Raw genomic sequence first — 25,318 nt, forward strand, 5'->3', positions numbered from 1 at the left:
CCAAACGACACAGATCCAAATGATGCATGTGAATTTACAGCAGCAGATATTACATTACCTGTAACAGCAATCACAGATTGTGATGGTGATGGAGAAACAAGTGATACGGATCCAAATGATACGGATCCATGTATTGGAGGAGATTTAACAAATGTAGATTTAACAGACATAACAAGTGACTGGGCAACTGCAGATTGTGATGGAGACGGAGTAAGTAACTTAGACGAAGTAGATCCTGATGGAGACGGCGTTCAAGGACCAAACGACACCGATCCAAATGATGCATGTGAATTTACTGCAGCAGATATTACTTTACCTGTAACAGCAATCACAGATTGTGATGGTGATGGAGAAACAAGTGATACGGATCCAAATGATACCGATCCATGTATCGGAGGAAATTTAACAAATGTAGATTTAACAGACACAACAAGTGACTGGGCAACTGCAGATTGTGATGGAGATGGAGTAAGTAACTTAGACGAAGTAGATCCTGATGGAGACGGCGTTCAAGGACCAAACGACACCGATCCAAATGATGCATGTGAATTTACAGCAACAGATATTACTTTACCTGTAACAGCAATTACGGATTGTGATGGTGATGGAGAAACAAGTGATACGGATCCAAATGATACCGATCCATGTATCGGAGGAACATTATCCAATGTAGATTTAACAGACACAACAAGTGACTGGGCAACTGCAGATTGTGATGGAGACGGAGTAAGTAACTTAGACGAGGTTGATCCTGATGGAGACGGCGTTCAAGGACCAAACGACACAGATCCAAACGATGCATGTGAATTTACTGCAGCAGATATTACTTTACCTGTAACAGCGATTACAGATTGTGATGGCGATGGAGAAACAAGTGATACGGATCCAAATGATACGGATCCTTGTATCGGAGGAACATTATCAAATGTAGATTTAACAGACACAACAAGTGACTGGGCAACTGCAGATTGTGATGGAGATGGAGTAAGTAACTTAGACGAAGTAGATCCTGATGGAGACGGCGTTCAAGGACCAAACGACACAGATCCAAATGATGCATGTGAATTTACTGCAACAGATATTACTTTACCTGTAACAGCAGTTACAAGTTGTGATACGGATGGAGATGGTGTATTAGATAGTGTTGAAATTTTAAACGGAACGGATCCAAATAATCCATGTTCTTATAATGTAGACGATATTACAGAACCAATCACAGTTTCAATTGATTGTGATGGAGATGGAGTTATTGATATTGACGAAATTATGGATGGTACAGATCCACATGATTATTGTGATCTTGTAATAGAGAGCGCAACAGTGGATCCTTCTGCAGCTTGGTTAGCAGATGATTGTGATAATGATAATGTACCAAATGGAGAAGAGTTAGGTTACGGAGATACCGATGGAGATGGTATGCCTAACTTCAATGATACAGATGATGATAATGATGGAGTATTAACTATTAATGAAGATTACACAGATACAGATGTATCAGATGGAGAAGTAGATCCAACAGGAGATGGTTTACCTGCAAATGAGGATACAGATGGAGATGGTACACCTGATTATTTAGATACGGATGATGATAATGATGAGATTCTAACAAGTGATGAATACCCTGGTGATGGATTTGGTTTCGATGCGTTTGATAGTGACGGAGATGGTCTTCCAGATTATCTAGAAGTAGATAATGGAGTTTTAGCAGAATCGGATGATGATATTGAAATATTCAACGCGGTAACGCCTAATGGAGATTATGATAATGACGTCTTTACAATTGAAAATATTGAATTGTTCCCAGAGAATCAGGTAAGAATTTATAATAGATGGGGAGTTTTAGTATATGATGCTTTAGGATACGGTCAGAATGGAGAGTATTTTAGTGGTAGATCAGATGGTAGAGTTACTATTAGTGAAGATGAATTATTACCAGAAGGTACTTATTTCTACATAGTGTCTTACGTTAAGAACGGAGAGACTAAAGAAAAAGCAGGTTATTTATATATCCATAGATAGAATTAAAAAAGGAGGTAGATTAGCGTCTACCTCCATTTATAAAATAAAAATAATAGATTATAATGAAAAATAAAATCTTACTATTAGTTATTAGTATTAGCACTACTTTTTGCTTAGAAAGTTTTGCACAGCAGGAAGCTCAATATACCCAGTATATGTATAATACAATGAGTATAAACCCTGCCTATGCTGGTTCGAGAGAAGTGTTAAGCGTTGTTGGTTTATACAGAACACAATGGGTAGGCCTAGATGGTGCTCCTGAGACACAAACGCTAGGTGTTCATTCGCCTATTGGAAGTAGTGAAAAGCTAGGTCTAGGATTGTCTATCATTAATGATAATATTGGGCCAACCCATGAAACTAACTTTGATATTGATTTTTCTTATACTTTTCATACTTCAGATAAAGGAAGATTTTCTTTTGGATTAAAAGGAGGAGGTCATTTATTAAATATTAATTATGATGAGCTTAAACGATATAATACAGATGCTGTATTACCAACAGGATCTATAAGTGAGTTTTCACCTAACGTAGGAGTTGGTTTATACTATCGTCATGCTGATAAATGGTATTTAGGTGTTTCTGCTCCAAACCTATTGGAAACAGAACATTTGGATGAAGTAACCTTATCTACAGCAACCGAAAGAATTCATTATTATTTAATTGGAGGTTATGTTTTTGATTTATCAGAGAATTTAAAATTTAAGCCAGCATTTTTAGGTAAAGCTGTGCAAGGAGCTCCTTTACAGGTAGATTTAACAGCAAACTTTTTAATAAACGATAAGCTTACTTTAGGTGCTGCTTATAGATGGAGTGCTTCTTTAAGTGCATTAGCTGGTTTCCAAATTACGGAAGGATTAATGATTGGTTTGGCATATGATAAAGAAACTACTGAACTTGGTAAAACTAAATTTAATAGTGGTTCTTATGAAATCATGTTAAGATTTGAATTGTTCAAAAAAGATAGTAAAATTATTTCTCCTAGATTCTTCTAAATAAAAGATTATGAAATTATATAAACTTACATTAATTGCCTTTTTTGGTTTCTTTATATCTATAGGGTATGCCCAAAAAGGAAAAATTAAAAAAGCAAGTAAACAATATGACCAATTTAGCTACGTAAAAACAAGTGAAATTTTACTTGAAGTTGCAGAAGCGGGTCATAAGTCTGTCGATTTATTTCAAAAACTGGGTAACTCTTTCTATTTCAATAATAAAATGGAAGAGGCTACAAAATGGTATGGAGAATTAATGGCTTTAGATGAACCTTTAGATGCGGAATACTACTTTAGATATGCACAAGCATTAAAGTATGGCGAAAACTATGAAGAATCTGATAAATGGATGACAAAATTCAATGAATCTAAATCTAATGATTCTAGAGGAAGAGCTTTTGCTTCGACAGTAAACTATCTTGCTAAAATTGAAAAGGCAAGTAAAGATTTTGAAGTAACTAATATGGACTTTAATTCTGAAGTTTCAGATTTTGGTACCACCCAATATAAAAACAAATTAATATTTGCCTCTTCTAGAGGAGATGGTAAAAGTTATGGATGGAATGATCAACCATTTTTAGATTTATATGCAGTAGAAAAACAAGAAGATGGTACCTATATTAATGTAGAAAATTATGATGAAACTGTAAATACACCGTATCATGAATCTACACCTTCATTTACACCAGATGATCAATTAATGTTTTTTACTCGTAATAACTATACAAACAAAAAACTAAAAAGAGATAGTGAAGATGTTACTAGGTTAAAGATTTACAGAGCTAGACTGCAAGAAGATGAAACTTGGGGAGATATAGAGTCTGTGCATTTTAATAGTAACCAATACAGTGTAGCACATCCATCGATTAACGTATACGGAACAAAATTATATTTTGCTTCAGATATGCCAGATACGCAAGGGAAGTCCGATTTGTATGTCGTAGATATTAATACGGATGGTACTTTAGGGAAACCTGTAAATTTAGGATCTAAAATAAATACAGAAGGACAAGAAACATTTCCTTTTATTAACGAAAGAGGAGATTTATTCTTTTCCTCTAATGGCTATCCTGGTTTAGGAGGTTTAGATGTATATGTAATTAGAGATTTTGAAAATAAATATGCAAGTAGTTCTACTCTAGCTGTAGAAAATTTAGCAAAGCCTATTAATAGTCCGCAAGATGATTTTGCGTACTATGAAAACTTAGGTACTAATGAAGGTTTTTTCTCTTCTAATAGACTAAACGGAAAAGGAGATGATGATATTTATAGTTTTGCAGCAAAAGAAACCAAGTGTGAGCAAATTGTAGAAGGTATAGTTAAAGATAAAAACACAAGGGAATTATTGTCAGAAGCTACCGTTATCTTATTTGATAAAGACGGAAAAGAAATGCAACGATTAGTGGTTGAAGGGGATGCCTCTTTTACTTTTAATTTAGACTGTGAAGAAGAATATTTAGTACGTGCGCAGAAACAAGATTATGCTTCAGATGAAGTACGTTTTACTACGCCAAGTACAAAACAAGAATTAGATTTAGAACTTAACTTATCTAAAGAGGTTAGAGAAATTAAAGTTGGTACTGATTTAGCTCAAGTATTAGATATTCCAATTATTTATTTCGATTTTGATAAATCTAATATTAGACCAGATGCAGCATTAGAATTGCAAAAAGTAATAGCGGTAATGAAGCAATATCCTAATATGAAAATAGATGTACGTTCGCATACAGATTCTAGAGCTCCTTATAGTTATAACGAAGCATTATCTAAAAGAAGAAATAAATCGACTATAGCACATATTATTAAAGTGGGTTTAATAGATGCTAATAGATTAACAGGAAATGGTTATGGAGAAAGAAGGTTAACTAATAGATGTTCTGACGGTGTACCATGTACAGAAGAAGAACACCAACTTAATAGACGTAGTGAGTTTATTGTAGTTTCCATGGACTAACAAAAAATAGAGTAAATAAAAAAACCACCAATTTATTGGTGGTTTTTTTGTTTAGTCAGATATTATAAAAATAAAAAAGCAAGCTTAAATTAAGCTTGCTTTTTTTTCGTGACCTCGACTGGATTCAAACGCAGTCGTCAACCTATTGATATTGTTGGGGTTTCACCATTTAAATTTTAAATGGTAACCGATTTGTAACATTTTGAAATGAACGAGTTTGGTTTTAATTGACTTTCTAAACCTAGTACAATTTAATAAAAATAAAGATTCAAACCTATATAAATAGTACTAAATGCTATTAAAAGCATTTAAAAATTAAGATCTATTTGTTCTGCTCTTTCAGCGATTAATTTATTAAAAGATGCTTTTTGTTCCGGACTTAAAAAACTGTTTTTTATTAGTAGCTGCCATTCTTCCATTCCTGTTTCTATACGTTTCCAAATGTTTTGTATTGCCTTCTTAGGAATACCACTTCCTTCTATTGCAACATCAAAATCCGTACGTTTTAAACGATTTTTTTTACCATTGAGATTCAGAGCTAGCTCTTCTGGATCATCTACTAGTAGTTGCGCTGCAACCATATCATATGCAGGTGTTAAACTATAGTTTCCTGGTACCTTAGCAATCAATGAGAAATTTTTTAGATGCATATCGTTGTTCCCTATCAAAAACGAAACAATTACCTGTTCATAGAAACGTATGATATCAATTAAAGGATTATAGCCGTAGGCTTTTATTCCTTTCGCTATTTGCTCATAGGATCCTCTGTATTTGTGCTCTGTTAATCGTTCTGTAAACTGACAGGCATCTTCCATTGCTAACTTGCTGCCATCTGGTTTACGGTCTATTCGTCGCGTGAGATACGCAAGCTCGCCATCTTTTAAGGGAATTAATAGAAAAGGAACTGTGTCTGCGCCACAAGCTTTTGCAAGATGCATGGATAACGCTTCAATTTGTGGCATTTCAGGATATAAAGCAAAAGGAGGCTTCAATATGAATCGACCGTTTAAAGCTCCAACAATAGTCAGGCGTTTATCCTTATGCTTTGCGTTATCGAATCCTAAAGATAATTTAGGTTGTACACCGGTAACTATTAAACGTTGTGCTACATTCTCTTTGGCCAGCTGTTCTATATCCGACGAGGCATATTCTAATTGTATTACAGGTTCGTTTTCTTGCCAAAATTCTTTAAGGCAAGCCTCATGATATTGGCTGTTTTTTTCGTTAACAGGTTTATGACACGCTAAACAAATCATATTTCAATTACGCTTATGTTGCCGATACAATCACGACAAGTGGTTAATAATAGTCCCATGCGATCTCTGGGGTTGAGCTTCCAGTTTTTATGTACAATTTCTAATAACCATCCTTCTGGTATTAGTCCATCAAAGAAAGGGAAGAGGCTCTCCGACTCAAATGGTGCTTCTTGTACTGGTAAAGAAAGTGCTATTGCTAGCGGTTTTTCTTTATTTAGATAGTCGATGTTATAGGTGAATAAGTAGCCGTCGTCGGTTTCTTTTAAAATACCTGCTTGTTCCTTATTTATCCAAATTGCTCCTTGTCTCATTTTTTATAGGTGTTGGTGTTAATGTATGACCGAAGAACTGTAATAATTGATTTACTTTATCTGTCATTACGTTTGGTTTGCCTTGCTCGAGCTCACGAAGAAAGCGCAAGCCAATTCCTGTTAAATCTGCTAGATCGACTTGTGTATAGTTTGCCTCCTTTCGTCTGTTACGTACAAAAGTTGCTATTGCATTATTGCGGTTCCATTCTTTCATAATTATACCTTTATGGGTGCAATATACTGATTTCTATTTATATTACACCTTAAAGGGTATAATTAATAAGTACTTGTGTCTAGCTATACCCGAAAGGGTATGTTTAAGAAGTGCTTTCTAAATATTGCATAACAATATCTGTTTTGATCCCGCTGTATTCTGCGAATTCTTCTGCAGTGATAAATTGATAAGGCTTTTTGCCAAAGTGGGCTTTAATGTCATTTAAAAGCTTACGTCCGTAGCGTTCACTTCTTCCAGTGATGCGTTGGATGTCTTTTGGATATATGCAAGCTCTTACTATTCTCATTTTATACTTTATCCATACTTGGTCCATACCGCATCTTGGAATCGTCTATATGTACTCTAATGGCATAAAACGAACTAATAGGAATGGATGTATGTGTGTTTTTGATTTCTCTTATAAATCTACTGTCTTTTGTTTAATAATCAAAATTTTATAAGTTATGGCTAGACAGACAGGTATTATCAAATTAAAAGGAACTATCGGAGATATTTCTTTTTACAAAAGCGCAGACGGACACCTTGCGCGTTACAAAGGTGGTGTGGATAAAAATTTTATAAATTTGAAAGTAAGAACGGTTCTTGTCAAAAACACCATCTAGCACTTAATGCCAGAATCTATGAAGCTAACTTAAAGGGCGTTACTTTTTATTTTACTAAAAAAACTTCACAAAATAAATAAAATGCGTTGGTTTGTTTACGGTTTTCCTCAAGGTTTTACGTTTCAATTGAATTAACTTTGAAATGCTGTTGTTAGCTGTTTTTTTTCGATGTAATACCTCCTTAGTTTTTAAAAAGGTTATATATTGGAATCTCCTAAAGCTTAAAATAGCCAATTATAATAATAGTTTATTTAATTAGAACGATTTACTGTATCATTATATGAATAAAAAAGACCTCTCCGAAAGGGATATTTGCAGCAAATTTATTAATCCTGCGATACAAAAAGCGGGATGGAACATGAGAACCCAAGTTCGTGAAGAAGTTTCTTTCACAGATGGAAGAATTATTGTTCAAGGAAATTTATATACTAGAGGAAAAAATAAGCGAGCAGATTATATCCTATACTACAAATCCAATATTCCAATTGCAATTATTGAAGCTAAAGACAATAAAAAAGCAGTTGGTCATGGTATGCAACAGGCTTTAGAATATTCCGAAATTTTGCAAATCCCATTTGTATTTACTTCCAACGGAGATTCTTTTGTTTTTCATGATAAAACAAGAACAGATGGAATTTTAGAAGAAGAATTACCGTTAGATAACTTTCCTTCTCCTGAAACCTTATGGCAGAAGTATTTAAAGCATGCTGATATTGATACTCCCGAAGCACAAGAAATTGTGCAAAAAGACTATTACGCAGATGATAGCGGAATGACGCCAAGATATTATCAACAAAACGCAGTAAACAGAACAGTAGAAGCTGTAGCTAAAGGTCAAAACAAGATTATCTTGGTTATGGCAACAGGAACAGGAAAAACGTATACTGCATTTAATATTATTTGGCGTTTATGGAAAACAGGAGTTAAGAAACGAATCTTATTTCTTGCAGATAGAAATGCATTACTAACACAAACAAAAAACGGGGATTTCTCACCTTTCGGAAATGATATCATGCATATTATTAAAAACCGAAAGATTGATAAATCCTATCAAATATACTTCGCATTGTATCAAGGTTTAACCAGTACGGACGAAGATAAAAATGCCTACAAAGAGTTTAGTCCAGATTTCTTTGATTTAATTGTAATAGATGAGTGTCACAGAGGAAGCGCATCCGAAGCTTCTGCATGGCGAGATGTCTTAACTTACTTTAATGCAGCTACTCAAATTGGATTAACAGCAACTCCAAAAGAAACCAAAGATGTTTCTAATATGGATTATTTTGGAAAACCTGTATATACCTATTCTTTAAAACAAGGTATAGACGATGGCTTTTTAGCACCTTACAAAGTGGTAAGAATTACTACCAGTGTAGATGAAGGCTGGAGACCAACAGCAGGTTTAATAGATAAATATGGAAATGAAGTAAAAGACCGTATTTATAATTTAAAGGATTACGACAGAACTTTAGCAATTGATGAGCGTACAGAAATTGTTGCAAAGAAAATCACGGAATATTTAAAAGCTACAGACCGTTATGCTAAAACCATTGTGTTTTGTACCGATATTGATCATGCAAACAGAATGCGTCAAGCCTTAATTAATGAAAACGCAGACTTAGTAGCCAAACATTGGAACTATTGTGTGAAAATTACTGGTGATGATGAAGTTGGAAAACAAGAACTCGATAATTTTACGGATGTAGAAGAACGTTTTCCTGTAATTGCCACCACTTCTAAAATGCTGACTACTGGAATTGACACTAAAATGGTAAAATTTATTGTTTTAGAATCCAACATACAATCGGTTACAGAGTTTAAGCAAATTATTGGTCGTGGAACACGAATTAGAGAAGCAGAAGGTAAAGTGTTTTTTACTATTATGGACTTTAGAAAAGCGACTAACATTTTTGCAAGACCCGATTTTGATGGTGATCCAGTACAAATTTATGAACCAGAGCCAGGGCAACCTGTAGTTCCGCCAGATGTTATTGAACCATCAGAGCCAGATATTGGAGATCCAAGTAAGCCTGATGTTTTTAAACCAACAACTCCAGGTATTGGAATAGATGATACGGAAGACGAAGTAAAAAAATTCTACGTAAATCAAATACCTGTTTCTATAATTCATGAGCGTGTACAGTATTACGGTAAGGATGGAAAACTAATCACAGAATCTTTAAAAGACTACTCTAAAAAAAATATAACAAAAGAGTTTGCTTCTTTAGATGCTTTTATCCAAAAATGGAATGATTCTGAAAAGAAAGAAGAATTAATAAAAGAATTGGCAGAACATGGTGTTTTATTAGAAGCATTGCGCGAAGATGTTGGTTTAGACTTAGACGATTTCGATTTAATATGTCATATTGCCTTCGATCAACCTGCTTTAACACGACAAGAACGTGCAAATAATGTACGTAAACGCAACTACTTTACAAAGTACAGCGAAACCGCACAAAAGGTTTTAAATAGTTTATTAGATAAATACGAAAAAGAAGGCATTGTGTCCATAGAACAAGGTTCTGTATTAAAAGTACAGCCTTTAAGCCAAATGGGTTCTCCTGTAGAATTAGTGAGAGCTTTTGGTAAGAAAAAAGACTTTGAACAAGCCGTAAAAGAATTAGAAAACGAAATATACAATATCGCTTAATGTTTAAACATACAGACATACAATGGGTTCGTAATGTAAAGCGCGAAGGTGGAGAAAATTGGGCGTACTTTGACGAAGATAAAGACGAAATGATTTTGCATTGGTCGTCTTCATTTACTAAACATCCAACACACGCTATGATTCCTAAAATTGGAGATATTGTAGTTCTTTTTCAAAAGCTAAATACAAATAATCATTTTTATTTTACGCATTTATTAACTCCTGTAGATAATCTAGAAAGAGATTGTATTGATAATAACCCTTATTATCGTTGGGGAAGGAAAATGAAAATATTAGCGAAGACACAAGAAGTTCTACGCCCGAATTCATTGGGTTTAGGTCGAGTTAATCAAGGTCATACTTACCCGGTTGAATATTTAAATTTAGATACATCTAAGGAGGATATTCAAAAAATAATTTGGAATGCATTCAAACCATTTTTTAGAACAGAAGTTTATAATAAATACTTGTTAGAGGTATCAGAAAGTCTTAATGATGATAGTTTAGAAGATGCCGAAAGTGAAGAAGGTAAATGGAATTATGCAATGCATCGTTTTAGAGAAAGAGATAGAAGTTTAGTTAGAAAAAAGAAAGCTTCAGTCGCCAGTCCCGTATGTGAATGTTGTAGTTTCGACTATTCAAATACCTATCCAAACTTAGGTAGTGGTTTTATAGAGTGCCATCATAGGATTCCTATTAATCAAGGAGAAAGAATCACTAAATTAGAAGATTTAGCACTAGTATGCGCAAATTGTCATAGAATGCTACATAGAAAAAACAATAAAAACGAATACTACACAGTAGACGAGTTAAAACAAATCATAATTAATGAGTAACATAACAACAAACATAAAAGGCATACGCGATATAATGCGTAAAGACACAGGAGTAGATGGAGATGCACAACGTATCTCGCAAATGGTGTGGATGCTTTTTATGAAGATTTTTGCCGATAAAGAAGAAGAATGGGAAATAACTATAGACGGTTACCAATCGCCAATTCCTGAACACTTAAAATGGCAAAACTGGGCAGCAGACGATGAAGGTTTAACAGGAGATGCTTTAATGGAGTTTATAGAAACCGAATTATTTCCTGCTTTAAAAGATCTAGATATTACATTAAGTCCGCAAGCAAAAATTATACGTTCGGTTTTTGATGATACGTATAACTTTATGAAAAACGGAACACTCTTCCGCCAAGTGATTAATGTAATTAACCAAATAGATTTTAACGACTCTAAAGAAAGCCACGTATTTAACGATATTTACGAAACCATATTAAAAGACCTACAATCTGCGGGTTCTTCTGGGGAGTATTACACACCAAGAGCTGTAACGCAGTTTATGGTAGATATTATTAATCCGCAATTGGGCGAAAGCGTATTAGATCCAGCCTGTGGTACAGGTGGTTTTTTAACTTGTACTATAGACCATGTTAGAAACCAAGTAAAAGATTATACAGAAAGAGACATATTACAAAAATCGATACGTGGTATAGAGAAAAAACCATTACCACATTTACTGTGTACCACCAATTTAATGTTACATGGTTTTGATTTACCAGCGGTGCGCAGAGACAATTTACTAAGTAAACCTTATGCAGATTGGGGAGCCAAAGACAAGTTAGATATTATACTCTCTAATCCGCCTTTTGGTGGTGTAGAAGAAGATGGTACCGAAACCAACTTCCCTACAAAGTTTAGAACCAAAGAAACTGCCGATTTGTTCTTAGCCTTAATTATTAAGCTTTTAAAAGATAAAGGACGTTGTGCCATTGTATTACCAGATGGTACGTTGTTTGGCGAAGGAATGAAAACACGCCTAAAAGAAGAGTTGTTAGACAAATGTAACCTACATACCATTGTGCGTTTACCAAATGGCGTATTTAACCCATACACAGGTATTAAAACCAATTTATTGTTTTTTGAAAAAGGCACACCAACCAAAGAAGTTTGGTATTACGAACACCAATATCCAAAAGGAGCAAAAAGCTATAACAAAACCAAACCTATTAATATTAAAGAGTTTGATGTAGAAAAAAAATGGTGGAATAAACGTGTAGAAAATGAATATGCTTGGAAGGTATCTATTGAAGATATTAAAAAGCGTAATTACAATCTAGATATTAAAAATCCACACCAAGAAGCCGATAATTTAGAAAGTCCTGAAGTAATTTTAGAAAAATTTAGAACTACGGAACAAAAAATTTCTAGCATACAAGACAAAATTATAAATGTATTAACTGAAGCTTTAAAGTAATATGCAACTACTACAACACTTTAAAGAATTAACCATTCGTCCTAAAAATGCTGAAGAATTAAAAGGATTGATTTTGCAATTGGCAATTCAAGGGAAATTGACAGCTAATTGGAGGGAAGAAAATGCAGGTATTGAACCTGCTGCTGACTTATTAAATAGAATACAAAAAGAAAAGGCACAACTTGTTAATGATAAGAAAATAAGAAAGGAAAAATCATTGTCAGAAATAGATAAAGATGAAATACCTTATGAATTACCTAATAGTTGGGTTTGGGTGAAATTGGGAGAAGTTGGTAGTTTGATTAATGGAGATAGAGGTAAAAATTATCCTTCCAAAGAGCATTATATTTCGGAAGGAATACCTTTTATTACTGCAAGAAATTTAGGAGAACGTTTTTTAAAGCACGAAGCCCTTAATTATATTTCAGAAGAAAAATACAATTTACTAAGAAGTGGGCAAGTTCAATTAAATGATATTCTGTATTGTTTAAGAGGTTCTTTGGGTAAATGTAGTATTGTAGAAGGTATAGAAAAAGGAGCAATTGCATCATCTCTTGTAATTGTTAGGGTTACGGAATCAGTTGATTCTGTTTTTTTGTTGAATTATTTTTCAAGTCGCTTAGGTAAAGAAATGATTTACAAACACGATAATGGTACAGCTCAACCTAATTTGTCAGCTTCAAATGTTAAAGAATTTTATCTTCCTCTTCCACCACTAGAAGAACAAAAAGAAATCGTAAAAGTAGTAGAAACCCTTTTTGAAGAAGTAGAACAATTAGAGCAATTAACATTAGCGCGTATTGGTTTAAAAGAAGGTTTTGCAATATCAGCATTAAAACAACTCACTACCAATAACGCTAACCAAGAATGGGCTTTTTTACAAGAGCATTTTAAAAGTTTCTTTAATGAAACCACTAATATTAAAAAGTTACGAGAAACCGTTTTACAATTAGCTGTACAAGGAAAACTAACAGCAGACTGGCGAGCAAAAAATCCAGATACTGAAGATGCTACTATTCTATTAAAACGCATTCAAGAAGAGAAAGCACAACTCATCAAAGACAAAAAAATAAAAAAGGAAAAAGCATTACCTAAAATTACTAAGGATGAAATCTCTTATGATTTGCCTGAAGGTTGGGTTTGGTGTAGGTTGGGTGATATTTCAAGTATTAGAGTAGGAGCAACACCTAAAAGAGAGATTCCAGAATACTGGAATGGTAATATACCTTGGATATCAAGTGGAGAAGTCGCAAATAATTTCATTCTAAACACGAAAGAAAAAATCACAGAAAAAGGATTATCAGAATCATCTGTTACAATATATCCAGTTGGAACAGTTTTGGTAGCAATGATTGGTCAAGGTAAAACACGTGGACAAACTTCAATCCTTAAAATTAAAGCAGGTACAAATCAAAATGTAGGTGGTATTATAATTTTCCACAACTATTTGATATCAGAATATTTATGGCATTACTTTTTGAGTAGATATGAAAAAACTAGGTCAAATGCGGTGGGCGGAAATCAACCAGCGATAAATGGTACTAAATTAAAAATGTCTGCTTTCGGGCTTCCACCAATAGAAGAACAAAAAGCCATTGTAGAAAAAGTAAATACTTTAATGGGTTTATGTGATACTTTAGAGCAAGAAGTACAACAAAGCCAAGAATATAGTGAAATTTTGATGCAGAGTGTTTTGCGGGAGGTTTTTACCAATTAGAAATGTATAAAAAATGAATAAAAAACTACAAGAAATACACGACAGATTAATTAAATGTGGTTTGGGTAAAGCTGTTAGAGTTTCGGTAATTAACCCAAATAGTAATGCAGAATGTTTATTATGCTTTTTATTATTAACTGATAGATTCGATAATTTTGAAGAGCTATTAAAAGCAGTTAATAATTGTTTAAAAGGACTATCTGTTATAATTAGTGCTATTAATGATAGTAAAATAACTATTAAGGCTGTTTAGTCTAAACAGTTGAAATAAACAACAATTTATGAAACCAATTGATTTTATTGGAATTAAGAATTTTAGAGTATTCGATGATCAGAATGGGATTTTTGAAGAACTTTCTGCTATAAATTTACTCACTGGAACAAACAATTCAGGTAAAAGTTCGATAATAAAATATCTTCAGATGCTCAAAAACAGTGTTGCTGGAAATAAAATTCCCTTTGATCTAGATTTAAACGAGCAGGAACACCTCTTAGGGGATTTTGAAAATGTACTAAATAATACAGCCAATAGAAATATTGAAATTTCTCTTCCCTTTACATTTTTAGGAATTACAACGATCTATTCAATACTTTCTTTTGAAATACCGTCGCATAATGACAGTTATAAAGGGCATCTGCGAAAAATGACCATAACGGATAAAAAAGATAATATTGACCTTTTTTCATTTGCCTATAGGAAAGCAACGGAAGCGGAGATAGATTCTCTTACTAAAGAACACAAGCTTAAAACAGAAGAGTTCCAACAGAAAAAAAATACAGCTACTCAGGAGTCTTCAGAAAATCAGTTCCTTAATCTATTTTATATGCCACCATCTTATAGTCCGTTGGTTGCATATATAGATTGGAGTATCAATATAGAGAAATTAAGATATTATTTAAAGGAACTATTAGGGTTCTATGAAATCTATTTAAAAAATAAAAAGAATGAAGGCTTTCTGGAGCATGCTGATGGGGTTTTTGAAAAAGACTCGTTTATTGCTTCTGTTTTTATCAAATCGCTTAAAAGTGAAGCATCGATTGCAGCGTGGAAAGATTTCCTTGATAGTGATATTAAAGAAGGAATACTTCTGGCTGGAAAGGAGCCAATTTTGGAAGATGATTTCCAATCTGAAGAATACTTTATTCCTGAGCCAAAAATAGAAGAAATATTATACTATCGATCCATTGGAATATTAAATAAAAAACTAAATTGGAAAAACAATACAGACCTAGATGATAATTATTTTGTCATTTCAGAATGTTTTAAAAGCAGTTACAAAGAACTCATAGGAAGAATTTCTACCATAAATTACCTCTCAACGGTTAAAGATGAGAATTCAAGAATTTATATAGGTACAAATAATTCAACTTTTACAAAATTATTAAAAGATTACAGCTCACTTAATATAGATACAAACTTCATCAATAAATATTTAAAAGCCTTTGAAATTGGTGATGAACTTATGGTGAATTTTGAACGTAAACATCAAGTTATTAATATTTCGATAAAATCAGATCAGTTTACTGAACGTGATCTGGTTGATTTTGGTTATGGAATTAAGCAGTTGATTCTGATTTTAATGCATATAGAAGTAATAGCAGAAAAAAACAAGAAAAGTAAAGAAGTTACTAATCACGAAGGTGACTATTATATGGAAGATTACTATGTTTCAAGTATACTTCTAATTGAAGAACCCGAAACAAACCTTCACCCAAAATGGCAGTCATTGTTAGCAAAAATGTTTGTAGAGGCTAATGAGTTATATAATATCCAGTTAATAATAGAAACGCACAGTGAATACCTCATAAGGAAATTTCAGACACTTACAGCGAAAGGGAAAATAAATAGTGAGGACGTCAAGATATTTTATCTAAGAGGCGCAAAAAAAATCACAGTAGACAGAAAACAGATAGAACCGATTTTCATAGATTCTGACGGTACTATAGATTATAAACTTTTTGACGACGGTTTCTTCGACGAAGCAGATAAGTTGGAGTTAAGTCTGCTGAACGTTAAAAGAGATAATTTCTTCAGAGATTTTGAAGCTCTGAAAGCAGATAATGAAGAAAACGAAAATATAATTTCTAATTTGCAGCAGAAGATTGACGACTATACTGAGAAAGCAGATATAAGAGGATATCAAACATTGATAAATGCAATTTTTGTTAATCATTCAAAATTATTGCCAGACAGCCTAAGGTATTTATCCACTGGCCAGTATTTGCTACATAATATTGATGCTCATAGTGACTTTTCACCTGTAATTCTTCAATATGGACGATCAGTTGAGAATGAATTAAAAGACCTGTTCATAAAAGTTGATTCTACAAAAAAATGGATGATTGGTGTCATGCAAGGGACACTCGAGAAGTTCAAATCAATAAGAATAAATACGTCTGCCATTAGTAATGTAGATTACCCAAAATTTCTAGTTGAATTAATAGCTAACTTTAATACGCCTTCTGACTTGAAAATAGAACTCATTGATGATTTGCGTGTAAAAAGAAACGAAGCTGCTCATCCTGGACCCATAAAAACCAAGGCAGAAGCTATCGCTTATATAAATAAAACAAACGATTTTCTTATAAAGTGGATTGAATTAAAAAAGTAACCTTAGAGTTAGGTCAACAATCTAAATATTAGCGTAATTTATGTTGGTTAGTTAAATGCAGATTTGTTAAAGGAATGTAATTGTAGGTAAATTAAAAAATTATGGAAAACTTAAATGAATTAAAAGCTAGAATTATCGATGTAAATCCTGATTATTTGGAATTGTGTTCAGACTTTTTGATGCTTTATTCAAGGTTTGAATATGCATTAAAGGAAGAAGGTTTTTTACAATCAAGTTCGTATGCTATGGCTAGTATAGATAATTATGTTGCTTCTATTTCAGAACAATTTAATCCAGATACATCCGAAAATTTAAAACTAGCAATAGATTTTATATTAAATGATCCGCCACGAAAACTAATTCAAGAAAGTGGTAGTATGACATGGGTAGTAGTTACAAAAGAAGCTACTATTGAACTTCAATTAGCAGAATACATAAGGAGAATAAGAAACAGTCTATTGCATGGAGCAAAGTTTTATGGTCAAATTGAAAGAGGTTCAAGAAACTGGGAATTAATATCAAGGGCAATCGTTATTATTGAGCATTGGATTGATTTAAATCAAAATGTAAAGTCTAGATTTAGTTTAAACTAATATTTTTTAATACTGCTTTAGTAAAAATAGTAGATACTAAGTTTTTTTAAATTTAATAAATGATAAAATACACCAAAGAGTTAAAGTCAAAACTTTTTAAGTTAATAAATAAGCATCCTACTACTTTTAATGCAAAAGATGATGGATGGAATAACGGGATAATATTGTTTTTGAATAATATATGGGATTTAAAAGGACTTCCACCTTCGCCAGAAGACACTAGGTGGTCTAATGCTTATGATGATGCTGTACAGCATTTAGCTAATAATGATGACTGGAGTTATGAATATACTTTTTTAGATCGTTTCAAATTATTAGAAAATGATGAAGACTTTACTAAATTCATCGAGACTGTAGTTCATCCTGATTTTAGAAATGATTTGCAGGAAATAGAATTGTTTGTCGCTCTTATCAATGTTGAATTGGCAAATATTAATTACACTTTGGCTGTTTCTGATTATAAAGAAGGTTTACCTATTTACACTTTAAGGGAAAGTAAGAAAAATGATAAGATTGATATATTAGAAAATTCAACACCTTTTGTAGTAGGTCATCATATAAATAAATACCCTTATTTTTATTTACAAACAAATGATTGGGATGATTATGGAAGTGAAACTACTTTTCGATTACTTTATTATAAAAGCTCATTTGATATTGAAAAGATTGGAGATGTAAAAATAACAGATGGAAAAAGTAAAAAAACAAGAGATGTAATTGATAAAAGGTTTACATCTTTAAATGGCTCATTCTGTTCGTTAGGTCAGGAACAGGAATACTATGAAAACCTTCAAAGGATATTTAGTAGTAAATTTCCAAGTATTTTATTAGCCTTAAAGGATGCTGCCTATTTTGTTGAAATAAATGATAAGTTTTCTTCTAACGCTATATATCGGGATTCTTTAACAAGAAGAGATGAGGCAGAACAGCTTTCAAGAAATATTAGGTTAATTTTACAAGGAATAAGTCTTGAGAATAAATACAATTTCACCTACACTTTTACACCTAACTATGCATCTATTCCTGTTGAGATTGATTTAGAATTTAATGATACTTTAGAATTTTCAGATAGAATTTTTGCCGTAATTGGTAAAAATGGTGCGGGAAAGACTCAATTAATAACAAATTTACCCATAGATATATCTGAATCTAAAGCCGAGGCTTTTAAACCTCATAAACCAATATTCAGTAAAGTAATTGCTGTTTCTTATAGTGTGTTTGACAATTTTAAAATACCCAATCAAAAAATTGATTTTAACTATGTGTTTTGTGGCTTGTTGAATGCTGATAAAAATATTCCTTCAAAAACTGATAAAGTTCAAAACTTTCTTGAAGCGTATAAAAAAATAAAACACCATAATAGAGTTGGAAAATGGAAGCATATTTTGACAAACTTTATTGATGAGGAAACTCTAGATGATGTTTTCGTTAAAAATGGATTACGAGCTTATGGAGATGATAACGAGTACAAAATAAATGAGGGTAAATTTATTGAAATTTTAGATAAATTAAGCTCTGGTCAAAGTATAATGTTAGAAATCATTACTAAAATAATAGCAAACATTAGATTTGACTCATTAATTCTATTTGATGAACCAGAAACACATTTACACCCAAATGCGATTTCTCAACTTATAAGTTCAATTTATGAATTGGTTGAATCATTTGATTCCTATTGCTTAATTACAACGCATTCTCCAATTATTATTCAAAATATTTTTGGAAAGAATGTTTATGTAATGGAAAAAGAGAGTAATGTTCCTTTTTTACGAAAAATAGGAGTTGAAAGTTTTGGTGAGAATTTAACTGTATTAACAGAAGATATTTTCGAAAACAGAGATATAAATAAGCATTATAAAATAATACTCGATAAGATGATTGAGCAATATTACCATTATGAAACTATACTTGAAAAGATTGAAAATGATAATCTCCCATTAAGCTTAAATGCTAAAATTTATATTAAAAGTAAATTAGTATGAAAAATATAAAGTGTTATCAAGGAGATGCTCTGTCTTTTCATAAAAAATTGGTAAATGATAGTTTAAATATAGGAGTTGTTAAAGATAATTTATTAAAAAATGAACTTACTATAACTCAAACTTATGCTGATTATAAGGATAAATTTGACAATAATAATTTGTTTGCTATTTCAGCACATGGTTTTGAGGGTGAGGATAAGGCAAACCTTCTAAAGCTTTATTCTTCGCAAAGGAAGCCCATCATAGAACTTAAAAAAGAGCTTACCACAAATGAATTTAATCAAAGAATAAATAATTGCCCAAATTGCACAATTGAAAAAGTTGCGTCGTTAGATCATTATATCCCAAAAGATGAATTTCCAGAATTTTCAGTTAATCCAATAAATTTAATACCTTGTTGTTCAACCTGTAATTCAAAAAAGAAGGAGAATTGGAAAGGTGATAAAAACTTATTGTTTTTAAACCTATACTCCTTGACAATACCCAATTCACAATATTTATTTGTTAGTATTGTATCGAAGATAGAATTTACTTTTGAATTGAAAAACATATCGAATATCGATTTAAACTTGTTTAAAGTTATAAAGAGCCATTATGATAAATTGAATTTGTTACAACGTTTCAGGGAAGATTCTGATGAAGTTATTGCAGAATTAGATTTACTTATTTCAAGTGGTAAAGATTCAATTAGTGATGAAATAGAACTTAAAAAATTTATTAAAAACCACTATTCAAAAATTGAAGCTAGAGATGGTATAAATAATTGGAAGATTGTCTTAGTTAACGCAATGATAAATAGTAGTATCTATTTTTAATTTTAATAAAAAGTATTTATGTCAAGACCACAAACCATACAAATATTTTTGCCAGATGGTTCGCAAACCAGTATTCGCTAATTAGTGTAACTAATATTAAAATATGTGTAAAATTTCAGATAAAATAAAGTTTTGTACTTGTATTGATGATGATATAGATATAGAAGAATTTAATCATTATTGGGTTTTGCATAGGTACAATAAAGATAAAAACGATATAGTAATGGGGATTCCTATATTACCAGATCACTTACATCCTATGTTTGAAATTAATGCTCAGTTATTAGTTAGTACGCTCAATACAAAGGGTGCATTTGATACAAATATTGCATTGAGAAAAGGAGATAGATTAGAAGTAATACTTTGTAACAATGCAAAGGATCATAATGAATCACTTTATTATAACTTTAGTTATACAGGTGAGATATGGAAGGCTATAGAATCAGATTGTTTTGATTTAATGAATAGGTTTGATGAGGTTATTTCTGGTAGAATTAATGAGCGAGACTAGTATATATTCGGGCGTTATTGCTTTTTTGTTTTTTTAGAGGTTTCACAACTAACAATGAAGCTTCTAAAAAGAAATTTTGTGTATGACTTATGGTAAATGTGGTTATATCCAACAAAAAGAAGGTGAGTTATTAAAAAAATACTCAAAGTCCACCAATACCACCTATTGAAATTTTCACTAGTGTTTTTTAAGAAGAGTTTTATTATGAATAGTAAAATAATTAATAATGAGCCAGATGCTGTTAGGTTTCTTAAAAAAATACTTTTTTTATATTGATTAAAAACGCTTTTAAATAAGTGTTGTTCGTTCTGATAAAGATAAATATAAACATTCCAAAAGATCTCAGTCGAGTTGTAGAATTTATTAGTTGAGAATTTTTTACAATAATAAGATTTGAATTTTTTTACTGTGCTTTTATCAAACTCTACGGTTAGCCCAAAAGGTTTGCTTAAAATTATTTTAATTAGAATAAAGAAGTCAATTATGCACATCATGTAAAAATTTAAATCTATTTTAAGTTTATTTTCTTTATAATATTTATGAGCAACCCAGTTAATTTCTGTTATTCTTTTATTCTTTTTCTTGCTATATTTTTCCAAAAAACCATAAATTTTTAACTTGTTAATTGTTTCTCTATTCTTAATAGTTAAAGAAAGAATTATACTAAAAAGCACCAATGCTATTGGAATATATATAGATGTCAATGGTGAGTTTAAAAGAATAAATAGAATTGATGCTATATTTACACAAATATATATTACCATATTGGATCCATTTTTATAATACCTTTTTGACGGGAGACTTAAAAACCTTTCATACGGATAGCCAATAGTTTTTTTATACCAATGATGGTCAAAAGAAAGGCTCCCTATTACAGAAATGGCATTTCCAAATATTATACTTATGAAAATAAGTATTGCAAGCATAAGTACTTGAATCCCTAGAGTGTATTCCCCTTGTAGTAGTTTGAAGAGTCGTTGTTTGTTTGCGAAAATAGAATCTAAGGGTTCCTTATTTATAATCATCCAGCTAGGAAAAACTTCCTTGAAAACAAATGCAATAATTATTAGGCAAATAGAGAAAATTGTACCTGGCAAGATAAAAGACGTGATAAATGAGTTGTCAAAGGGGGAATTAGTTATTGAGTTTTCTTTTAAGTCCATAATTTGGTTTTAATGCAAAATAGTTAAACGTTTGATAATGAGTATTTATAAAAGGTGAATGCAGTGTAAATTCGATGAATTGCATTTTATGTTAAGAGACTAGTTAAATTGTTTTATGTTATTTGTTTTAAACAAAACATAATTATGATATCAAAAACAATTCAAATCCAAGAAATCACTTTTGACGAATTAGCAGAAAAAGTAGCCGATAAACTTTTAATCAAAATAAAACATTATTTAGATGAACTACACATAAAAGAAAATGATGTGTATTTAACCAGACAAGAAACTGCCGAATTTTTAAAGATTAATTTAACTACGCTTTGGAATTGGACGAATAAAGGCAAAGTAAAAAGTTATGGTATTGCTAGCAGACGTTATTACAATAAGCAAGAATTAATAGATTTATTACAGAAGAATCAATTAAAATGATTGTGGTTTACTAGGGGAGAAGGTTTCTAGAGTGCAAATAGTAGTAATATTAAATCTCGATTATTCTGCAAATTTTCTGCAAATAGTAAAAATAAAAAAGCTCCCAATCTCTTGGAAGCTTTATTATCAGTAGTGACCTCGACTGGATTCAAACCAGTAACCTCTTGAGCCGTAATCAAGTGCGCTATTCAGTTGCGCCACGAGGCCATTTTTGTGGCTGCAAATATATTTCTTTTTAATAGAAACACAAAGCAAACTCAAAGTTTTATTTACTTTTTTTTCGTTGTAAAAATATAGAAGGATAATAGATACAGTACAGGTTGCTTTTTAGGAGAATACACCTGATTATTACTTGTCTGAATATTAGTCGATAAGAAGTCTTTATCTTCGTTAGAAGCGCCGCTTATAAGAGAAGAAGGAAGAGATGTAATTAGTGAAAAATTAATCTAATGCATTTTTAGTTACGTACACTTTCCAACCAAAAATAGCCATTTGTAGTTTTGAGGCTTTGCTTAAATCCAATCGCTGTTTCGTGAAACTAGGTAAAATGGTTCTATTAAGCTTTGCTAATATTTTAAACACTTTCTTTTTCATTGTTAAAAAGGATATATTTTGAATAACAAAATTATTGCTTTAAATAGAAGTAGCCAAATATTCTTTTTTTATAAAATAGTAAAACTTATTCTAGACTAAGTCTTACTATCGGGTAATATACTAAAGTATAGAAATAATAAATTCAATTAAAGTGGTTACAAGTGTCATCATAATTTTAAGGGTTTAGTTGTTAATAAAGCGTTTCGTTTTTTTTATGTTTTTTCAATATATATGATTTTCAAACCATGTTCCAAACGTTTTATAGAATATCAATGAATTTGCGTATAGTATTATAACTAAAAAGATGATTTTTATTATAATTAGTAATGATTATTCCTTGTTTTATGTTGTAATATGTAATTATAAGTGTTGATTGTTGTTATAATATGTAGTGTTTCAAGGTGCTTTTTTATAAGGTTTAATAAAACCAAGGGCTTTTTTTACGAAAACAGATTGTTTTTATCCGTTTTCATCTTTTTTATAGTTTCATAAAACATATAATAGTTTGATTTTTTTCTTATAGATTTTTTTCTATAAGTGTTAAAGTTCTGCATTTCGCGAGGTTAAAATCGGCTTAAACCCAAACGGATACGTATTTTTACACAAAATTCCCCCTAATGAAAAAATACTACATGCTATTGATATGTTTAGTAATATATCAATTCTCCTTCAGTCAAATTGTTATCAATGAACTAGATTGCGATACGCCAAGTACGGATGATAAAGAATTTATCGAACTTAAATCAGACACACCCAATTTTCCTCTAGATGGTTATGTGCTCGTTTTATTTAATGGCTCAGCTTCAGGAAATGATTCTAGTTATTTTACTATAGATCTAGATGGTTTTCAAACAGATCCAAATGGTTTACTTTTAATTGGTAGTGATTCCGTAGAACCTTTTCCTCAAATATTGATATCTGTAAGTACGATTCAGAATGGTGCAGATGCAGTTGCCATTTATTTAGGAAGCGCATCTGATTTTCCCGACGGAACACAAGCAACTCAAACCAATTTAATCGATGCATTGGTGTACGATACTAGCGATTCAGATGATGTTGATTTAATGGCGCTTTTAGGAGTAACAGAACAGATAAGTGAAGGTTCTTCTAATAATACAAACTCTATACAACGTCTGGAAGATGGCTCGTACATAACTGCAACACCAACACCAAGAGCTGTAAATGATGGCGCAGGAATACCTTTTAAAGCAGTAAGTCTTTCTACAAATGCAACAGAATATAATGAAGGGGATACTTTTGATATTGTTTTTTCTACGGAAGAGAATGTGACAGAAGATGTAACTTTTAGTTTTACTTTAGATAATGATGGATTTGACGCTTCTGATTTTTCTGGAAATACTACAGTTACCATTCTTAACGGAATGAATTCGGTTACAACATCAATTACACTTATAAATGATATAATAGATGAAGGGGATGAAGAACCAATTATAAAATTCGGAAATGTAAATTGGCCCAATATTATAAATAATAACTTTGTAAAGCTTCGTGTGCTGGATGATGATTTTACAACAGCAAATTTTGGAGCACCTGCAACTCAATTTAACCCGTTTATAGGAAATGTAACAAGTACGCAACCGGATGGTTATTATGATAGTTTAGATGGCTTAACAGAAGATGCATTACGTCAAGCGATACAAGATATTGTAGCAGAAGAAGGTGTAGTAAGAGCGCAAACGTATGCAGATATTGTTGATATTTTAAAAGAAGCAGATCAGAACCCAGCACAAAGTAATGAGGTTTGGTTAGTATATAAAGAAATAAGTCGTTCTAAATTAGATAATCATACTATTGGTAGTAGCACAGGGAAATGGAATAGAGAACATACTTTTCCTAGATCTCGTGGTGGCTTTTATGATATAGATGCGGATGATATTGCAGATGGAAAGGAAGTTTTCTGGAATACTACAGCAGATTCCTTGCGTCACGGAAATTCAGATGCACATGCTTTAAGAGCAGCAGACGGACCAGAGAATAGTTCACGTAATAATAAGCATTACGGAGATCCAAATTTAGGAGGATATAATGGACCAACAAATACAGCGGGAAGTTTTTATGGCGATGTTGCTAGAAGTGTTTTGTACATGGCAGTTAGATATAACGGACTGGAAGTTGTGAATGGTTATCCCATTGGCGACGGCACAGAAGGACAGTTAGGAGATTTAGCAACCTTATTAGAATGGCATAGAAATGATCCGCCAGACGATTATGAAATGAATAGAAACAACGTAGTCTATACTTGGCAGTTTAATAGAAACCCTTTTATAGATCAACCAGATATGGTAGAATATATTTGGGGAAATAAAGTAGGGACAGGAGAAGTTTGGGATCAAGAATTAAGTATTGCTGAAAATAATAAACTACAGCTTCAGGTATATCCTAATCCAGCCAAAAATGCGATTTACATTAATGGTCTTTTAAATAAAGCTACAGTAGATGTGTTTTCTTTAGAAGGAAGAAAAATAGAAACTTACAGCATTACTGGTAATTCGGTTTTAAATGTAAACCTTGCGAGTGGTATGTATCTTTTTAAAATTACTTCGGAAGGTAAAACTACCATAAAGAAAATGGTGATTCAGTAAAACATAATCCCATAA

The 25,318-nt window shown here is 31.9% G+C and carries 22 protein-coding genes and 1 tRNA gene; 16 read left to right on the forward strand and 7 right to left on the reverse strand.

Annotated elements, in window-relative coordinates:
• The 3 genes from ACVCZW_RS04625 to ACVCZW_RS04635 all read left to right on the forward strand — a co-directional run.
• Positions 1–2,019, forward strand: a 2,019-nt coding sequence (locus ACVCZW_RS04625) for a T9SS type B sorting domain-containing protein (protein WP_452231763.1), incomplete at its 5' end; no start/stop codon positions are given.
• A 62-nt stretch (positions 2,020–2,081) separates the two neighbouring features.
• Positions 2,082–3,014: a PorP/SprF family type IX secretion system membrane protein gene (locus ACVCZW_RS04630; protein WP_452227584.1), complete on the forward strand. Its 933-nt coding sequence runs from the start codon at positions 2,082–2,084 to the stop codon at positions 3,012–3,014.
• 10 nt (positions 3,015–3,024) lie between these two features.
• Positions 3,025–4,968 (forward strand): OmpA family protein, encoded by a 1,944-nt coding sequence (locus ACVCZW_RS04635; protein ID WP_452231764.1) that lies wholly within the window; start codon positions 3,025–3,027, stop codon positions 4,966–4,968.
• Positions 4,969–5,276: 308 nt separating this feature from the next.
• On the opposite strand, the gene ACVCZW_RS04640 is transcribed toward ACVCZW_RS04635, so the two are convergent.
• The 4 genes from ACVCZW_RS04640 to ACVCZW_RS04655 all read right to left on the reverse strand — a co-directional run bounded on the left by ACVCZW_RS04640 (position 5,277) and on the right by ACVCZW_RS04655 (position 7,056).
• Positions 5,277–6,224, reverse strand: coding sequence for a HipA domain-containing protein (locus ACVCZW_RS04640; protein WP_452231765.1), 948 nt, complete (start codon positions 6,222–6,224; stop codon positions 5,277–5,279).
• A complete protein-coding gene (locus ACVCZW_RS04645; protein WP_452231766.1) occupies positions 6,221–6,535 on the reverse strand; it encodes a HipA N-terminal domain-containing protein in 315 nt (104 codons plus the stop codon). The genes ACVCZW_RS04640 and ACVCZW_RS04645 overlap by 4 nt, the downstream gene beginning before the upstream one ends.
• Entirely contained in the window at positions 6,507–6,749 is a 243-nt protein-coding gene (locus tag ACVCZW_RS04650) for a helix-turn-helix transcriptional regulator (protein WP_452231767.1), read from the reverse strand. The genes ACVCZW_RS04645 and ACVCZW_RS04650 overlap by 29 nt, the downstream gene beginning before the upstream one ends.
• Positions 6,750–6,852: 103 nt before the next feature.
• A complete protein-coding gene (locus tag ACVCZW_RS04655) occupies positions 6,853–7,056 on the reverse strand; it encodes a hypothetical protein (protein WP_452231768.1) in 204 nt (67 codons plus the stop codon).
• A gap of 157 nt (positions 7,057–7,213) precedes the next feature.
• Between ACVCZW_RS04655 and ACVCZW_RS04660 the strand changes: the two genes are divergently transcribed.
• The 11 genes from ACVCZW_RS04660 to ACVCZW_RS04710 all read left to right on the forward strand — a co-directional run bounded on the left by ACVCZW_RS04660 (position 7,214) and on the right by ACVCZW_RS04710 (position 20,511).
• A complete protein-coding gene (locus ACVCZW_RS04660) occupies positions 7,214–7,372 on the forward strand; it encodes a hypothetical protein (protein WP_452231892.1) in 159 nt (52 codons plus the stop codon).
• A 280-nt stretch (positions 7,373–7,652) separates the two neighbouring features.
• On the forward strand, positions 7,653–10,022 hold the full coding sequence (hsdR, locus tag ACVCZW_RS04665; RefSeq protein ID WP_452231769.1) for an EcoAI/FtnUII family type I restriction enzme subunit R: 2,370 nt from the start codon (positions 7,653–7,655) through the stop codon (positions 10,020–10,022).
• A complete protein-coding gene (locus ACVCZW_RS04670; protein WP_452231770.1) occupies positions 10,022–10,858 on the forward strand; it encodes an HNH endonuclease in 837 nt (278 codons plus the stop codon). The genes hsdR and ACVCZW_RS04670 overlap by 1 nt, the downstream gene beginning before the upstream one ends.
• The gene (locus ACVCZW_RS04675) at positions 10,851–12,281 is read left to right on the forward strand and encodes an N-6 DNA methylase (protein ID WP_452231771.1); all 1,431 of its coding nucleotides are present in this window, start codon (positions 10,851–10,853) and stop codon (positions 12,279–12,281) included. The genes ACVCZW_RS04670 and ACVCZW_RS04675 overlap by 8 nt, the downstream gene beginning before the upstream one ends.
• Before the next feature lie 73 nt (positions 12,282–12,354).
• Positions 12,355–13,998 (forward strand): restriction endonuclease subunit S, encoded by a 1,644-nt coding sequence (locus ACVCZW_RS04680; RefSeq protein WP_452231772.1) that lies wholly within the window; start codon positions 12,355–12,357, stop codon positions 13,996–13,998.
• A 13-nt stretch (positions 13,999–14,011) separates the two neighbouring features.
• The gene (locus ACVCZW_RS04685) at positions 14,012–14,251 is read left to right on the forward strand and encodes a hypothetical protein (protein ID WP_452231773.1); all 240 of its coding nucleotides are present in this window, start codon (positions 14,012–14,014) and stop codon (positions 14,249–14,251) included.
• A gap of 28 nt (positions 14,252–14,279) precedes the next feature.
• Positions 14,280–16,610, forward strand: a complete 2,331-nt coding sequence (locus ACVCZW_RS04690; RefSeq protein ID WP_452231774.1) for a DUF3696 domain-containing protein — start codon at positions 14,280–14,282, stop codon at positions 16,608–16,610.
• A 101-nt stretch (positions 16,611–16,711) separates the two neighbouring features.
• A complete protein-coding gene (locus ACVCZW_RS04695; protein WP_452231775.1) occupies positions 16,712–17,203 on the forward strand; it encodes a hypothetical protein in 492 nt (163 codons plus the stop codon).
• A 59-nt stretch (positions 17,204–17,262) separates the two neighbouring features.
• Positions 17,263–19,185 (forward strand): AbiJ-related protein, encoded by a 1,923-nt coding sequence (locus tag ACVCZW_RS04700; protein WP_452231776.1) that lies wholly within the window; start codon positions 17,263–17,265, stop codon positions 19,183–19,185.
• Positions 19,182–20,000: a hypothetical protein gene (locus ACVCZW_RS04705; RefSeq protein ID WP_452231777.1), complete on the forward strand. Its 819-nt coding sequence runs from the start codon at positions 19,182–19,184 to the stop codon at positions 19,998–20,000. The genes ACVCZW_RS04700 and ACVCZW_RS04705 overlap by 4 nt, the downstream gene beginning before the upstream one ends.
• A gap of 103 nt (positions 20,001–20,103) precedes the next feature.
• Positions 20,104–20,511, forward strand: coding sequence for a hypothetical protein (locus ACVCZW_RS04710; protein WP_452231778.1), 408 nt, complete (start codon positions 20,104–20,106; stop codon positions 20,509–20,511).
• Positions 20,512–20,525: 14 nt separating this feature from the next.
• Here the strand turns inward: ACVCZW_RS04710 and ACVCZW_RS04715 are convergent, their stop codons facing one another.
• A complete protein-coding gene (locus tag ACVCZW_RS04715) occupies positions 20,526–21,674 on the reverse strand; it encodes a hypothetical protein (RefSeq protein ID WP_452231779.1) in 1,149 nt (382 codons plus the stop codon).
• 144 nt (positions 21,675–21,818) lie between these two features.
• Between ACVCZW_RS04715 and ACVCZW_RS04720 the strand changes: the two genes are divergently transcribed.
• Positions 21,819–22,106, forward strand: coding sequence for a helix-turn-helix domain-containing protein (locus tag ACVCZW_RS04720; RefSeq protein ID WP_452231780.1), 288 nt, complete (start codon positions 21,819–21,821; stop codon positions 22,104–22,106).
• A gap of 133 nt (positions 22,107–22,239) precedes the next feature.
• Here the strand turns inward: ACVCZW_RS04720 and ACVCZW_RS04725 are convergent.
• Positions 22,240–22,313, reverse strand: a tRNA-Arg gene (locus ACVCZW_RS04725).
• A 234-nt stretch (positions 22,314–22,547) separates the two neighbouring features.
• Positions 22,548–22,700, reverse strand: coding sequence for an SsrA-binding protein (locus ACVCZW_RS04730; RefSeq protein ID WP_452228957.1), 153 nt, complete (start codon positions 22,698–22,700; stop codon positions 22,548–22,550).
• 617 nt (positions 22,701–23,317) lie between these two features.
• Between ACVCZW_RS04730 and ACVCZW_RS04735 the strand changes: the two genes are divergently transcribed.
• Positions 23,318–25,303 (forward strand): endonuclease, encoded by a 1,986-nt coding sequence (locus ACVCZW_RS04735; RefSeq protein ID WP_452231781.1) that lies wholly within the window; start codon positions 23,318–23,320, stop codon positions 25,301–25,303.
• The last annotated feature ends 15 nt before the right edge of the window (positions 25,304–25,318 follow it).

Source organism: Lacinutrix sp. MEBiC02595 (assembly GCF_053601555.1).

Excerpts from the sequence above, each read along its gene's own strand:
- ACVCZW_RS04720 (WP_452231780.1), top strand. The coding sequence starts at position 21,819 with ATGATATCAAAAACAATTCAAATCCAAGAAATCACTTTTGACGAATTA.
- ACVCZW_RS04705 (WP_452231777.1), top strand. The coding sequence starts at position 19,182 with ATGAAAAATATAAAGTGTTATCAAGGAGATGCTCTGTCTTTTCATAAA.
- ACVCZW_RS04670 (WP_452231770.1), top strand. The coding sequence starts at position 10,022 with ATGTTTAAACATACAGACATACAATGGGTTCGTAATGTAAAGCGCGAA.
- ACVCZW_RS04630 (WP_452227584.1), top strand. The coding sequence starts at position 2,082 with ATGAAAAATAAAATCTTACTATTAGTTATTAGTATTAGCACTACTTTT.
- ACVCZW_RS04640 (WP_452231765.1), bottom strand. The coding sequence starts at position 6,224 with ATGATTTGTTTAGCGTGTCATAAACCTGTTAACGAAAAAAACAGCCAA.
- ACVCZW_RS04675 (WP_452231771.1), top strand. The coding sequence starts at position 10,851 with ATGAGTAACATAACAACAAACATAAAAGGCATACGCGATATAATGCGT.
- ACVCZW_RS04715 (WP_452231779.1), bottom strand. The coding sequence starts at position 21,674 with ATGGACTTAAAAGAAAACTCAATAACTAATTCCCCCTTTGACAACTCA.
- ACVCZW_RS04730 (WP_452228957.1), bottom strand. The coding sequence starts at position 22,700 with ATGAAAAAGAAAGTGTTTAAAATATTAGCAAAGCTTAATAGAACCATT.
- ACVCZW_RS04695 (WP_452231775.1), top strand. The coding sequence starts at position 16,712 with ATGGAAAACTTAAATGAATTAAAAGCTAGAATTATCGATGTAAATCCT.
- ACVCZW_RS04700 (WP_452231776.1), top strand. The coding sequence starts at position 17,263 with ATGATAAAATACACCAAAGAGTTAAAGTCAAAACTTTTTAAGTTAATA.
- hsdR (WP_452231769.1), top strand. The coding sequence starts at position 7,653 with ATGAATAAAAAAGACCTCTCCGAAAGGGATATTTGCAGCAAATTTATT.
- ACVCZW_RS04655 (WP_452231768.1), bottom strand. The coding sequence starts at position 7,056 with ATGAGAATAGTAAGAGCTTGCATATATCCAAAAGACATCCAACGCATC.
- ACVCZW_RS04650 (WP_452231767.1), bottom strand. The coding sequence starts at position 6,749 with ATGAAAGAATGGAACCGCAATAATGCAATAGCAACTTTTGTACGTAAC.
- ACVCZW_RS04735 (WP_452231781.1), top strand. The coding sequence starts at position 23,318 with ATGAAAAAATACTACATGCTATTGATATGTTTAGTAATATATCAATTC.
- ACVCZW_RS04685 (WP_452231773.1), top strand. The coding sequence starts at position 14,012 with ATGAATAAAAAACTACAAGAAATACACGACAGATTAATTAAATGTGGT.
- ACVCZW_RS04710 (WP_452231778.1), top strand. The coding sequence starts at position 20,104 with ATGTGTAAAATTTCAGATAAAATAAAGTTTTGTACTTGTATTGATGAT.
- ACVCZW_RS04660 (WP_452231892.1), top strand. The coding sequence starts at position 7,214 with ATGGCTAGACAGACAGGTATTATCAAATTAAAAGGAACTATCGGAGAT.
- ACVCZW_RS04635 (WP_452231764.1), top strand. The coding sequence starts at position 3,025 with ATGAAATTATATAAACTTACATTAATTGCCTTTTTTGGTTTCTTTATA.
- ACVCZW_RS04645 (WP_452231766.1), bottom strand. The coding sequence starts at position 6,535 with ATGAGACAAGGAGCAATTTGGATAAATAAGGAACAAGCAGGTATTTTA.
- ACVCZW_RS04690 (WP_452231774.1), top strand. The coding sequence starts at position 14,280 with ATGAAACCAATTGATTTTATTGGAATTAAGAATTTTAGAGTATTCGAT.